9 protein-coding genes are annotated in these 13,632 nt (G+C 68.0%); 8 read left to right on the top strand and 1 reads right to left on the bottom strand.

Going from position 1 to position 13,632, the window contains the following annotated elements:
- Positions 1 to 4 precede the first annotated feature (4 nt).
- Positions 5 to 142, bottom strand: coding sequence for a 50S ribosomal protein L34 (rpmH, locus tag ACFWDI_RS16925; protein ID WP_006381191.1), 138 nt, complete (start codon positions 140 to 142; stop codon positions 5 to 7).
- A gap of 365 nt (positions 143 to 507) precedes the next feature.
- On the opposite strand from rpmH, the gene dnaA reads away from it, so the two are divergent.
- From dnaA to ACFWDI_RS16885, 8 genes are all read left to right on the top strand, one after another.
- Positions 508 to 2,307 (top strand): chromosomal replication initiator protein DnaA, encoded by a 1,800-nt coding sequence (gene dnaA, locus ACFWDI_RS16920; protein WP_385304674.1) that lies wholly within the window; start codon positions 508 to 510, stop codon positions 2,305 to 2,307.
- An 837-nt stretch (positions 2,308 to 3,144) separates the two neighbouring features.
- Positions 3,145 to 4,275, top strand: a complete 1,131-nt coding sequence (gene dnaN / locus ACFWDI_RS16915; protein ID WP_327324777.1) for a DNA polymerase III subunit beta — start codon at positions 3,145 to 3,147, stop codon at positions 4,273 to 4,275.
- A gap of 136 nt (positions 4,276 to 4,411) precedes the next feature.
- Positions 4,412 to 5,290, top strand: coding sequence for a phosphogluconate dehydrogenase (NAD(+)-dependent, decarboxylating) (gene gnd / locus ACFWDI_RS16910; protein ID WP_385304673.1), 879 nt, complete (start codon positions 4,412 to 4,414; stop codon positions 5,288 to 5,290).
- A gap of 30 nt (positions 5,291 to 5,320) precedes the next feature.
- Positions 5,321 to 6,472, top strand: coding sequence for a DNA replication/repair protein RecF (gene recF / locus ACFWDI_RS16905; RefSeq protein ID WP_385304671.1), 1,152 nt, complete (start codon positions 5,321 to 5,323; stop codon positions 6,470 to 6,472).
- Positions 6,469 to 7,023 (top strand): DUF721 domain-containing protein, encoded by a 555-nt coding sequence (locus ACFWDI_RS16900; RefSeq protein WP_385304669.1) that lies wholly within the window; start codon positions 6,469 to 6,471, stop codon positions 7,021 to 7,023. The genes recF and ACFWDI_RS16900 overlap by 4 nt, the downstream gene beginning before the upstream one ends.
- Positions 7,024 to 8,193: 1,170 nt before the next feature.
- Complete coding sequence (gene gyrB / locus ACFWDI_RS16895) at positions 8,194 to 10,260, top strand: DNA topoisomerase (ATP-hydrolyzing) subunit B (RefSeq protein WP_385304668.1); 2,067 nt, start codon at positions 8,194 to 8,196, stop codon at positions 10,258 to 10,260.
- A 41-nt stretch (positions 10,261 to 10,301) separates the two neighbouring features.
- Positions 10,302 to 12,947 carry a DNA gyrase subunit A gene (gyrA, locus tag ACFWDI_RS16890; protein WP_385304665.1) on the top strand — a complete coding sequence of 882 codons (2,646 nt, stop codon included), beginning with the start codon at positions 10,302 to 10,304 and terminating at the stop codon, positions 12,945 to 12,947.
- Positions 12,948 to 13,034: 87 nt separating this feature from the next.
- The gene (locus ACFWDI_RS16885) at positions 13,035 to 13,598 is read left to right on the top strand and encodes a DUF3566 domain-containing protein (protein ID WP_385304663.1); all 564 of its coding nucleotides are present in this window, start codon (positions 13,035 to 13,037) and stop codon (positions 13,596 to 13,598) included.
- The last annotated feature ends 34 nt before the right edge of the window (positions 13,599 to 13,632 follow it).

Genomic DNA, 13,632 nt, shown 5'->3' with positions numbered 1-13,632 from the left:
GCGATCAGGCGGACAGGCTGGCGCGACCCTTGCCACGGCGGTTCGCGAGAATCGCGCGGCCGGCACGGGTACGCATCCGCAGGCGGAAGCCGTGGGTCTTCGCGCGACGACGGTTGTTCGGCTGGAAGGTGCGCTTGCTCACTCGGGGGCTCCAGAAATGATTCGTAGATGGCGGGACATCGCCTGGCTGTCACCGTGCGCCCACGAGTAGCTCGCGTATACGCCCGAGTGCACCGCTTCACGATCACAGACCGTGATCTTTGCCCATCGGAGGCAGGCGGCAGCAGCCATCGACAACTCGACCTGGTTACGGTACGCGCGGCTACGCCATCCGGTCAAACCAGACCCATGACGTGGTCCACTGTGCACAGGCTGTGGACAACAACTTGAACCGCGCGGGTCGGCCTGACTACCGTGGCTGAACTCCAATTCCTTTCCTGCCTGTCTTCCCATCCCGTCCCGAGAACCACACATTCGTGGGACGGGACCTGTGAGAGAGCGTGCCTTGTGGCTGACGTACCTGCCGATCTTGCCGCAGTGTGGCCACGAGTGCTGGAGCAACTCCTCGCGGAGGGCCAGCAGGGGATCGAGCCCAAGGACAAGCAGTGGATCGAGCGCTGCCAGCCCCTCGCACTGGTGGCCGACACCGCTCTCCTCGCCGTTCCCAATGAATGGGGCAAGCGCGTCCTCGAAGGCCGGCTCGCCCCATTGATCAGCGAGACTCTCAGCCGTGAGTGCGGCCGTCCGATCCGTATCGCGATCACCGTCGACGACTCGGTCGGCGAGCCCCCGGCCCCGCAGGCGCCCTCGCAACAGCAGCAGGCGCCCCGCTATCAGGGCCCGCAGCACGACGAGCCCCGCCAGAACGACCACTACGAGGGGTACGGGCACCGGCCCGGCGACGACGGACTTCCCACCGTCCGCCCCGCCTATCCCGAATACCAGCAGCACCAGCAGCAGCGACCGGAACCCGGCGCCTGGCCGCGTACCCAGGAGGACCTGTCCTGGCAGCAGCCTCGTCTCGGCGGCTTCCAGGACCGCGACCCGTCTGCGGAGCAATGGCGCGAGCCGTACGCAACCGGCCGGCCGCGCCAGCCCCAGCACGACTACCGGCAGCCTCAGCCGCCCGAGCGCCGGCAGTACGAGCAGCACCAGCAGCAGCGACCGGACCGGCACGAGCTGCCGGAGCACCAGGCCCCGCACCGCGGCGCTCCCGGGGGTGCACCGGGACCGCTGGGCGCGCAGCCGTCGCCGGCCCCCGGTCCCGGCGAGCCACATGCCCGCCTCAACCCGAAATACCTCTTCGACACCTTCGTCATCGGTGCGTCCAACCGGTTCGCGCACGCTGCGGCCGTCGCGGTCGCCGAGGCACCGGCCAAGGCATACAACCCCCTTTTCATCTACGGGGAGTCGGGACTCGGCAAGACCCACCTGCTGCATGCCATCGGGCACTACGCGCGCAGCCTCTACCCCGGCACGCGGGTGCGGTATGTGAGCTCCGAGGAGTTCACCAACGAGTTCATCAACTCGATCCGCGACGGCAAGGGCGACACCTTCCGCAAGCGCTACCGCGACGTGGACATCCTGCTGGTCGACGACATCCAGTTCCTGGCGAGCAAGGAGTCGACGCAGGAGGAGTTCTTCCACACCTTCAATACGCTCCACAACGCCAACAAGCAGATCGTGCTCTCCTCGGACCGGCCGCCCAAGCAGCTGATGACGCTGGAGGACCGACTGCGGAACCGTTTCGAGTGGGGTCTGACCACCGACGTACAGCCGCCGGAGCTGGAGACACGGATCGCCATCCTCCGTAAAAAGGCGGTACAGGAGCAGCTCAACGCTCCGCCGGAGGTGCTGGAGTTCATCGCCTCGCGGATCTCTCGCAATATCCGCGAGCTGGAGGGTGCGCTGATCAGGGTGACGGCGTTCGCGTCGCTCAACCGGCAGCCGGTGGACCTCGGGCTCACCGAGATCGTGCTGAAGGACTTGATCCCTGGTGGGGAGGACTCGGCCCCCGAGATCACCGCGAGTGCGATCATGGCGGCGACCGCCGACTACTTCGGGCTGACGGTGGAGGATCTCTGCGGATCCTCGCGCAGCCGGGTGCTGGTGACCGCCCGCCAGATCGCCATGTATCTCTGCCGTGAGCTCACCGACCTGTCGCTGCCGAAGATCGGCGCGCAGTTCGGCGGCCGCGATCATACGACCGTGATGCACGCGGACCGCAAGATCCGTGCGCTGATGGCCGAGCGGCGCTCGATCTACAACCAGGTCACCGAGCTCACCAACCGCATCAAGAACGGCTGACAGGCCGGCACAGCAGCCGCCGAAGAGGCCTTCGAGGGCGCTCTGGGACGAAGTCCCGGGGCGCCCTTCGGCGTTCCTCAGCTGTCCCGCAGATGTCCGGTGTTCGAATACGCGGCGACGGGGCGGGTTCTCCACAGATCTGGGGACGATCTTCCGTCCACAGCCTGGGGACTGGGAAGTTGTCCAGATTGCTTCCACAGGGGCGGTTGCTGAGACTTCATCGCGCGAGGTCAGACGGTTGTGGATTTGTGGCCAACCCTGCTCCACAGACTGTGGACACGGAAACCGTCCACAGGACGTGATCGATGTTGTCCACTGGCGGCCCACAGGCAATGCCGCGTTGCCCACAGCTTCTCCACAGCCCTGTCCACTGTTCGGCAACGAAACACCAGGTCTCACCGTGTCGAGTGAAAGGCGTCACACCAACGAGGTCGGTTGGGCTGTGGGGAACGTGGGTAAAGCTGGGGACAGCGCTGGGGAGAAGTCCCCTAAGGCTGTGCATCAGATGTGCAGAACTTTCGGGCGTCCACAGATGGGCCGGGTTGTCCACCGGCTCCACCCACAGGCCCGGTGGACAAAAAAATGGGTCTGACCTGCGCAGATGGCGTTATCCACGGTTTCCACAGGCCCTACTACTACTCCCACCTAGAGTTACCGGGAAATTCGCTTCGAAGAAGGCCCTGTGCACAACTGACGCCCGGAGCGTCCGACACCTCTTGCGACGACTTGACCCCGACCCGCACCGACTGTCGGTGCCGTACGTCAGACTGGTCCCCGGCGATACAGCCGACGACGAAGGCCAGCAGGGCGAGCCAGCAACAGCAGGAGGCGGTTCCGGTGAAGATCCGGGTGGAGCGCGATGTACTCGCGGAGGCGGTGGCCTGGGTGGCCCGGAGCCTCCCGGCCCGTCCGCCGGCACCCGTACTCGCGGGCCTTCTTCTGAAGGCGGAGGACGGTGCCCTCAGCTTCTCGAGCTTCGACTACGAGGTCTCGGCCCGTGTCTCGGTGGAGGCGGAGGTGGACGAGGACGGCACCGTTCTGGTCTCCGGCCGGCTGCTCGCCGACATCTGCCGCGCTCTCCCCAACCGCCCGGTGGAGATTTCCACAGACGGTGTACGCGCGACCGTGGTCTGCGGCTCCTCACGATTCACACTCCACACCCTGCCTGTGGAGGAGTACCCGGCGCTGCCGCAGATGCCGACCGCGACGGGCACCGTGCCCGGTGAGATCTTCGCCTCTGCCGCCGCACAGGTCGCCATCGCCGCCGGTCGCGACGACACGCTCCCCGTCCTCACCGGCGTACGCATCGAGATCGAGGGCGACACGGTCACGCTGGCCTCCACCGACCGCTACCGCTTCGCCGTCCGCGAGTTCCTGTGGAAGCCGGAGAACCCTGATGCGTCCGCCGTGGCGCTGGTGCCCGCCAAGACGCTGCTGGACACTGCCAAGGCACTGACCAGCGGTGACACGGTCACGCTTGCGCTCTCGGGCTCGGGTGCGGGCGAGGGATTGATCGGTTTCGAGGGTGCCGGGCGACGGACCACGACCCGACTGCTCGAAGGCGATCTGCCGAAGTACCGCACGCTCTTCCCCACCGAGTTCAACTCGATCGCTGTCATCGAGACGGCGCCCTTCGTGGAGGCCGTCAAGCGTGTGGCGCTGGTCGCCGAGCGGAACACCCCGGTGCGGCTGAGCTTCGAGCAGGGCGTGCTGATCCTCGAGGCCGGTTCCAGCGACGATGCACAGGCTGTGGAGCGTGTCGACGCGAACCTCGACGGCGACGACATCTCGATCGCCTTCAACCCGACCTTCCTGCTCGACGGCCTGAGCGCCATCGACTCCCCGGTCGCCCAGCTGTCCTTCACCACCTCGACCAAGCCCGCGCTGCTGAGCGGCAAGCCGGCTGTGGATGCCGAGGCGGACGAGGCGTACAAGTACCTGATCATGCCCGTCCGGCTGTCCGGCTGAGCCTGCCGAGTGAGCTGAAGGTGTGATCCCGACGGGCCTGCTCCCGCCCGAGCAGGCCCGTCGGGGCCGTACGTACCGGCCGGGCGTAGGCTCAGAGCCGGGTACGAATCGGCATACAACGCTTAAGGAATCTGTGATGGAGCTCGGTCTCGTCGGCCTTGGCAAGATGGGCGGCAATATGCGCGAGCGCATCCGCCGCGCAGGCCACACCGTCATTGGCTACGACCGCAATCCGGACCTCGCCGATGTCCACAGCCTCGAGGAGCTTGTGGGCAAGCTGAAGGGCCCGCGGGTCGTCTGGGTGATGGTCCCGGCCGGAGCCGCGACCCAGTCCACCGTCGACGAGCTTGCCGAGCTGCTCGAGCCGGGCGACGTGGTGGTGGACGGCGGCAACTCCCGCTGGACGGACGACGAGAAGCACGCGGTCGAGCTCGGCATCAAGCGCATCGGCTTCGTCGACTGCGGTGTCTCCGGCGGTGTCTGGGGCCTGGAGAACGGCTATGCGCTCATGTACGGCGGCGAGGACGAGAACGTAGCGAAGGTCCAGCCGATCTTCGACGCGCTCAAGCCCGAGGGCGAGTTCGGTGCGGTCCACGCGGGCAAGGTCGGCGCCGGTCACTTCGCCAAGATGGTCCACAACGGCATCGAGTACGCCATGATGCAGGCCTACGCCGAGGGCTGGGAGCTCCTGGAGAAGGTCCACTCGGTCACCGACGTACGCGAGGTCTTCCGCTCCTGGCAGGCGGGCACGGTCATCCGTTCCTGGCTGCTCGACCTGGCGGTCAACGCGCTGGACGAGGACGAGCACCTGGAGAAGCTGCGCGGTTATGCACAGGATTCCGGCGAGGGCCGGTGGACTGTGGAAGCCGCGATCGACAACGCCGTGCCGCTGCCCGCGATCACCGCGTCGCTGTTCGCGCGGTTCGCGTCCCGTCAGGACGACTCCCCGCAGATGAAGATGGTCGCGGCGCTGCGCAATCAGTTCGGCGGCCACGCGGTGGAGAACAAGAAGTAACCCTGAGCCGGGGGAGGTCGGCGTACATCCATGCACGTCACGCATTTGTCGCTGGCCGACTTCCGCTCGTACGCCCGGGTCGAGGTCCCGCTCGACCCGGGCGTCACCGCGTTCGTGGGGCCGAACGGGCAGGGCAAGACGAACCTCGTCGAGGCGGTCGGCTATCTCGCGACGCTGGCCAGCCACCGGGTCTCGTCGGATGCTCCGCTGGTACGGATGGGGGCCGACCGGGCCGTCATCCGGGCCGCCGTCACGCAGGGCGAGCGCTCCCAGCTGATCGAGCTTGAGCTCAATCCGGGGAAGGCGAACCGGGCCCGTATCAACAGGTCTTCACAGGTCAGACCGCGTGATGTGCTGGGGATAGTCCGGACGGTGCTGTTCGCGCCGGAGGATCTGGCGCTGGTGAAGGGCGACCCGGGCGAACGGCGGCGGTTCCTCGACGAGCTGATAACGGCGCGGTCGCCGCGGATGGCCGGGGTGCGGTCCGACTACGAGCGGGTGCTCAAGCAGCGCAACACCCTGCTGAAGTCGGCGGCGATGGCGCGACGGCACGGCGGGCGCGGGATGGATCTGTCCACGCTGGATGTGTGGGACCAGCATCTGGCGCGGGCGGGAGCGGAACTGCTGGCACAGCGGATCGATCTGATCGCGGCGATGCAGCCGCTGGCGGACAAGGCGTACGAGGCGCTGGCGCCAGGGGGCGGGCCGGTTGCGTTGGAGTACCGTTCCTCCTCCTCTGCCGGGGGCGGGGTCGGTAGCGACGGCGGGGCCGGGGTGCACGGTCGCGACGAGCTGTACGCACAGCTGATCGGCGCGCTTGCGGAGGTGCGCAAGCAGGAGATCGAGCGGGGCGTGACGCTGGTCGGGCCGCACCGGGACGAGTTGGTGCTCAAGCTGGGGCAGCTGCCGGCGAAGGGGTACGCCAGCCATGGCGAGTCCTGGTCGTACGCGCTGGCGCTGCGGCTGGCCTCGTACGAGCTGCTGCGGGCCGAAGGCAACGAGCCGGTGCTGGTACTGGACGACGTCTTCGCTGAGCTGGACGTGCGGCGCCGGGAGCGGCTGGCGGAACTGGTGGCTCCGGGTGAGCAGGTGCTGGTGACGGCGGCGGTCGACGACGATGTGCCGGGGGTGCTGGCGGGGGCGCGGTACACGGTGGCCAACGGGGAGGTGGAGCGCGTATGAGCGACGAGCCGGTGGGGTCCGGGGAGCCGGCGGAGTCGCCGAAGGTGCCCGAGTCTTCGGGCGTCGACCTGGCGCGGGTCGCGCTGCGCGCGGCGAAGGAGCAGGCGAAGGCGCGCGGTGCGGCGGCTCAGCAGAAGAAGCAGGCCAGGCGGGGCGGCGGGCTGAGGTCGGGGGCGCGGGCGGACGGGCGCGATCCGCTGCCGCTGGGTGCGGCGATCAACCGGCTGATCACCGAGCGGGGCTGGGAGACCCCGGCAGCGGTGGGCGGGGTGATGGGGCGCTGGCCGCAGATCGTGGGCGCGGACCTGGCGAACCACTGCGTGCCGCAGAAGTACGACGAGGACGAGCGCGTGCTGACGGTGCAGTGCGACTCGACGGCGTGGGCGACGCAGCTGCGGCTGCTGGCGCCGCGGCTGGTGGCGCGGCTGAACGAGGACCTGGGGCAGGGGACCGTGAGGCTGATCAAGGTGTTGGGGCCGGGTGGGCCGCAGCGAAGGTATGGGCCGCTGAGGGCGCCGGGGAGTGTGGGGCCGGGCGACACGTACGGCTGAGGGCGCGGCTGTCTCCCCGTGCCCGTCCCTCCCCGAAACTGGGGGCTGCGCCCCCGGGCCCCCTGAAGCGGGGCTGCGCCCCGGGCCCGCTTTTCGGCAGCTTCGCGCCGAGATGCGGTGAGCGGGGGGTGGGGCGGCTGCGCCCTGCTGCGGCAGCTTCGCGCCGCGGTAGCGCCCGGTGTCGCGGGTAGGCCCCCGCACCCCGTCGCGGCAGCTTCGCGCCGCAGCAGCCCCCTGCCGTCCCCCTCTGCGCCGGGGTCCGTGCGCCGCCCGCCCGCTTGGCTCGGCTCCGTGCCCCATCCGGTGTCGGGATCCTCCCCGCCCCGTCGCGCCGGCTTCGTGCGGCGCCTCCGCGAGGCAGAGCGCCCCCTGCGATGGGCCCTGCTCCGCTGACGCCCGGTGTCGGGGGCTCTGCGCCCGTTTCGGCGGCCTCGCGCGGCGGCTTCGCCCGCAGCTTCCCGCGGCGGCGGACTCTCCTGCCCCTGCGATGGGCTCGCGGCCCGCTCCCGTCCGGTGTCGCGAGTCCACCCCGGCCCGGGCAGCCGCGCCGGCAGCCCGCGGCACCGTGCCCCTTCCGTCGGGCTCGTACGCCCGGTGTGGAGAGGGTCCCGCCCCAGGCCCCTTGTGCAGCTTCGCACCGTGGCAGCCCGCCGTACCGCCCTGCGCCGGACTCGCGCGCCACCCCCGCCCGGTGTCGGGATCCTCCCCGCGCCCCTCGCGGCAGCAGCGGGCCGTGCCTCCATGCGCCAGGCTCCCCCGCCCCGCGGATCGGGCCCCGCACCGTCGCGGCAGCTTCCCGCGACAGCAGGCCGCGGTGCCCCCTGCGCGTCGAGCTCGACCTCGCTCCGCCCGCCCGGGCACCCTCCCCGCCAAACGCCGCCGTGTCCCCTGGGCAGGACGAGCCGGGGGAAACCGAGCGAGGCATGTGAGGTGTCCCTCACCGTAGCGGGAGGTTGACAGGCCGAAGCGCTCAATGCCCGCGTGAGCCTCCTGAAGCCCCTTCCCGGATATGGGGAGTCGGACCGATACGGTTCAGGGCGGCACATGCGGACTCAGCTACCGGCAAACCCCCATTCGGGTCGGCGGTACCGGTAGACTGATGGACAATCCCGCCCAGTCGCGGAACATGTCGAACGACGCAGCCGCTCCCGCTTGCCCGGAGAACGGCTTGTGCTGTGCCAGAAAGGGCGCTTCGTGGCCGATTCCGGCAACCCCAACGAGAACATTCCGTCCACTCCTGCCGGCGGCAACGGCGAGGTCAAAGCCTCGTACGACGCCAGCGCGATCACCGTCCTCGAGGGTCTGGACGCGGTCCGCAAGCGCCCCGGCATGTACATCGGCTCGACCGGTGAGCGTGGACTTCACCACCTTGTGCAAGAGGTCGTCGACAACTCCGTCGACGAGGCCCTCGCCGGGCACGCGGACACCATCGACGTCACGATCCTTGCCGACGGTGGCGTACGCGTGGTCGACAACGGCCGCGGTATCCCGGTGGGCATCGTCCCGTCCGAGGGCAAGCCGGCCGTCGAGGTCGTGCTGACCGTTCTGCACGCCGGCGGCAAGTTCGGCGGCGGCGGCTACGCCGTCTCCGGCGGTCTGCACGGCGTCGGCGTATCGGTCGTCAACGCCCTGTCGTCCAAGCTCTCCGTCGAGGTCAAGAGCGACGGCTACCGCTGGACACAGGAGTACAAGCTCGGCGTCCCCACCGCCCCCCTCCAGCGGAACGAGGCCACCGACGAGACCGGCACCACGGTCACGTTCTGGGCCGACCCGGACATCTTCGAGACGACCGAGTACTCCTTCGAGACGCTCTCCCGCCGTTTCCAGGAGATGGCCTTTCTCAACAAGGGCCTGTCCCTGACGCTGACCGACGAGCGCGAGTCGGCCAAGGCCACCGCGGGCGCGGACGCCCCTGAGGAGCCGGACGAGGAGCCGCCCGCCAGGACGGTCACGTACTACTACGAGGGCGGCATCGTCGACTTCGTGAAGTACCTGAACTCCCGCAAGGGCGAGCTGATCCACCCGACTGTCATCGACATCGAGGCGGAGGACAAGGAGCGGCTGCTCTCTGTCGAGATCGCCATGCAGTGGAACTCCCAGTACACCGAGGGTGTGTACTCCTTCGCGAACACGATCCACACCCACGAGGGCGGTACGCACGAAGAGGGCTTCCGGGCCGCGCTCACGGGTCTGGTCAACCGGTACGCGCGCGACAAGAAGCTGCTGCGCGAGAAGGACGACAACCTCTCCGGCGAGGACATCCGCGAGGGTCTTACCGCGATCATCTCGGTCAAGCTGGGCGAGCCGCAGTTCGAGGGTCAGACCAAGACCAAGCTGGGCAACACCGAGGCGAAGACCTTCGTCCAGAAGGTCGTGCACGAGCACCTCACCGACTGGTTCGACCGCAATCCCAACGAGGCCGCGGACATCATCCGCAAGTCCATCCAGGCGCAGACGGCGCGTGTCGCGGCCCGTAAGGCGCGCGACCTGACCCGTCGCAAGGGCCTGCTGGAGTCGGCTTCGCTGCCGGGCAAGCTGAGTGACTGCCAGTCGAACGACCCGACGAAGTGCGAGATCTTCATCGTCGAGGGTGACTCCGCCGGTGGTTCGGCGAAGTCCGGCCGTAACCCGATGTACCAGGCGATCCTGCCGATCCGAGGCAAGATCCTGAACGTCGAGAAGGCCCGGATCGACAAGATCCTGCAGAACACCGAGGTCCAGGCGCTGATTTCGGCCTTCGGTACCGGAGTCCACGAGGACTTCGACATCGAGAAGCTCCGCTATCACAAGATCATTCTGATGGCGGACGCCGACGTCGACGGTCAGCACATCAACACCCTGCTGCTGACCTTCCTGTTCCGCTTCATGCGGCCGCTGGTCGAGGCCGGGCACGTGTATCTCTCGCGCCCGCCGCTCTACAAGATCAAGTGGGGCCGGGACGACTTCGAGTACGCGTACTCGGACCGTGAGCGCGACGCGCTCGTCGAACTCGGCAAGCAGAACGGCAAGCGGATCAAGGAAGACTCGATCCAGCGCTTCAAGGGTCTCGGCGAGATGAACGCCGAGGAGCTGCGCATCACCACGATGGACGTGGACCACCGCGTGCTCGGCCAGGTCACCCTGGACGACGCGGCGCAGGCCGACGACCTGTTCTCCGTGCTGATGGGCGAGGACGTCGAGGCGCGGCGCTCGTTCATCCAGCGCAATGCCAAGGACGTCCGCTTCCTCGACATCTGAGTCGGTCTCAGCTGACCGCTTTGAAAGGATCTTGACCAGCAATGGCCGACGAGAACACTCCCGCCACCACTGAAGAAGAAGAGCAGGTGCTGCGGATCGAGCCCGTGGGGCTCGAGACGGAGATGCAGCGCTCGTATCTCGACTACGCGATGTCCGTCATCGTCTCGCGTGCGCTGCCCGACGTACGGGACGGTCTCAAGCCCGTCCACCGTCGTGTGCTCTACGCGATGTACGACGGCGGATACCGGCCTGAGAAGGGCTTTTACAAGTGCGCCCGCGTCGTCGGTGACGTCATGGGTACGTACCACCCGCACGGCGACTCCTCGATCTACGACGCCCTGGTCCGCCTGGCCCAGCCGTGGTCGATGCGGATGCCGCTGGTGGACTCCAACGGCAACTTCGGTTCCCCGGGCAACGACCCGGCCGCCGCCATGCGGTATACCGAGTGCAAGCTGATGCCGCTGTCGATGGAGATGCTCCGGGACATCGACGAGGAGACCGTCGACTTCCAGGACAACTACGACGGCCGCAATCAGGAGCCGACGGTTCTGCCGGCCCGGTTCCCGAATCTGCTGGTCAACGGGTCGGCCGGTATCGCGGTCGGTATGGCCACCAACATTCCGCCGCACAATCTGCGTGAGGTCGCGGCGGGCGCCCAGTGGGCGCTGGAGAACCCTGACGCCACCCACGAGGAGCTGCTCGACGCACTCATCGAGCGGATCAAGGGCCCGGACTTCCCGTCCGGCGCGCTGGTCGTGGGCCGCAAGGGCATCGAGGAGGCGTACCGCACCGGCCGTGGCTCCATCACGATGCGCGCGGTCGTCGAGGTCGAGGAGATCCAGAACCGCCAGTGCCTGGTGGTCACGGAGCTTCCGTACCAGACCAACCCGGACAATCTCGCGCAGAAGATCGCCGACCTGGTGAAGGACGGCAAGATCGGCGGCATCGCGGACGTACGGGACGAGACCTCGTCGCGTACCGGCCAGCGCCTGGTCATCGTGCTCAAGCGCGACGCCGTCGCCAAGGTCGTGCTGAACAACCTCTACAAGCACACCGATCTGCAGACGAACTTCGGCGCGAACATGCTGGCGCTGGTCGACGGTGTGCCGCGCACGCTGTCGCTGGACGCCTTCATCCGCCACTGGGTGCACCACCAGATCGAGGTCATCGTCCGGCGTACGAAGTTCCGCCTGCGCAAGGCGGAGGAGCGGGCGCACATCCTGCGCGGTCTGCTCAAGGCGCTGGACGCGATCGACGAGGTCATCGCGCTGATCCGGCGCAGTGACACGGTCGAGATCGCGCGCGAGGGCCTGATGGGCCTGCTGCAGATCGACGAGATCCAGGCCAACGCCATTCTCGAGATGCAGCTGCGCCGACTGGCCGCCCTGGAGCGCCAGAAGATCGTCGCCGAGCACGACGAGCTGCAGGCCAAGATCAATGAGTACAACGCGATCCTGGCCTCGCCCGAGAAGCAGCGTCAGATCGTCAGCGAGGAACTGAACGTCATCGTCGAGAAGTTCGGCGACGACCGGCGCTCCAAGCTGGTGCCCTTCGACGGTGACATGTCCATCGAGGACCTGATCGCCGAGGAGGACATCGTCGTCACCATCACGCGTGGCGGCTATGTGAAGCGTACGAAGACGGACGACTACCGCTCGCAGAAGCGCGGCGGCAAGGGCGTACGCGGTACGAAGCTGAAGGAAGACGACATCGTCGACCACTTCTTCGTCTCGACGACGCACCACTGGCTGCTGTTCTTCACCAACAAGGGCCGGGTCTACCGTGCCAAGGCGTACGAGCTGCCGGATGCCGGCCGGGACGCGCGCGGCCAGCACGTCGCCAACCTGCTGGCCTTCCAGCCGGACGAGCAGATCGCCGAGATCCTGGCGATCCGTGACTACGACGCCGCGCCCTATCTGGTGCTCGCCACCAAGGGCGGCCTGGTGAAGAAGACGTCGCTGAAGGACTACGACTCGCCCCGTTCGGGTGGTGTCATCGCGATCAACCTCCGGGAGACGGAGGACGGCAGCGACGACGAGCTGATCGGCGCGGAGCTGGTGTCGGCGTCGGATGATCTGCTGCTCATCAGCAAGAAGGCGCAGTCGATCCGGTTCACCGCAACGGACGATGCGCTGCGTCCGATGGGGCGTGCGACATCGGGTGTGAAGGGGATGAGTTTCCGTGAGGGAGACCAGCTCCTCTCGATGAATGTTGTCCGGCCGGGTACGTTCGTGTTCACTGCCACCGACGGCGGGTACGCGAAGCGGACCGCTGTCGACGAATACCGCGTCCAGGGTCGTGGCGGCCTCGGTATCAAGGCCGCCAAGATCGTGGAGGACCGCGGGTCGCTCGTGGGTGCGCTGGTGGTCGAGGAGACGGATGAGATCCTCGCCATCACGCTCGGCGGCGGTGTGATTCGTACGCGAGTCAATGAAGTCAGGGAGACGGGCCGTGACACCATGGGCGTCCAACTGATCAACCTGGGCAAGCGCGATGCCGTGGTCGGTATCGCTCGTAACGCCGAGGCCGGTCGCGAGGCCGAAGAGGTCGAAGCGGCCGCAGAGGTCGAAGGGACCGAAGAGGTCGAAGGGACCGAAGGGGCCGAAGAGGTCGAAGGGGCCGACATCGACACGGCCGAGGCGGCAGTCGAGGGCGCTCAGCCCTCGGCCGGGGAGCACGAGGAGTAAAGCGTGAGTGGAGCCACGGGCGCCGGATCGGCCGCTTCCGGAGCGAACGGTGCCCGTGGCCCTGCCGCGGACTCCCAGGGAGTTACGGTGACGGACACCCGGGGGCCTCAGCCCCCGTACGAGACGCACGGCGGCGAGCAGCCGGCGCCGCAGCAGCCAGCGCAGCCGTACCACCCGCCTCAGGCGTATCCCTCGCCGCAGGGCGTGGGTCAGATGCAGGGCGGGCAGCAGGCGGGCGCCGCTGTGCGGCGGCCGCGGACCGGGGCGCGTACGACGCCGCGTACCCGCAAGGCGCGGCTGCGGGTGGCCAAGGCCGACCCGTGGTCGGTGATGAAGGTCAGTTTCCTGCTCTCCATCGCGCTGGGCATCTGCACGGTGATCGCGGCCGCGGTGCTGTGGATGGTCATGGACGCCATGGGCGTCTTCTCCACCGTCGGCGGGACGATCAGCGAGGCCACCGGCTCGAACGAGAGCAATGGCTTCGATCTTCAGTCGTTCCTGTCGCTGCCGCGGGTGCTGGTCTTCACCTCGGTCATCGCGGTGATCGATGTGGTGCTGGCCACAGCGCTGGCGACGCTCGGGGCGTTCATCTACAACCTGTCCGCCGGTTTCGTGGGCGGTGTCGAGCTCACGCTGGCGGAGGACGAGTAACCGATTTTGGCGCTGCCAGGCACGTGCGCTAATC

The organism is Streptomyces sp. NPDC060064 (assembly GCF_042736455.1).
Taxonomy (GTDB): Bacteria; Actinomycetota; Actinomycetes; order Streptomycetales; family Streptomycetaceae; genus Streptomyces.
The sequence above is the reverse complement of the archived record's forward strand: the minus strand, read 5'-3'. Positions and strand labels throughout refer to the sequence as shown.

Coding starts and splice junctions, on each gene's coding strand:
- gnd (WP_385304673.1), top strand. CDS start 4,412: ATGGAGCTCGGTCTCGTCGGCCTTGGCAAGATGGGCGGCAATATGCGC.
- recF (WP_385304671.1), top strand. CDS start 5,321: ATGCACGTCACGCATTTGTCGCTGGCCGACTTCCGCTCGTACGCCCGG.
- ACFWDI_RS16900 (WP_385304669.1), top strand. CDS start 6,469: ATGAGCGACGAGCCGGTGGGGTCCGGGGAGCCGGCGGAGTCGCCGAAG.
- gyrA (WP_385304665.1), top strand. CDS start 10,302: ATGGCCGACGAGAACACTCCCGCCACCACTGAAGAAGAAGAGCAGGTG.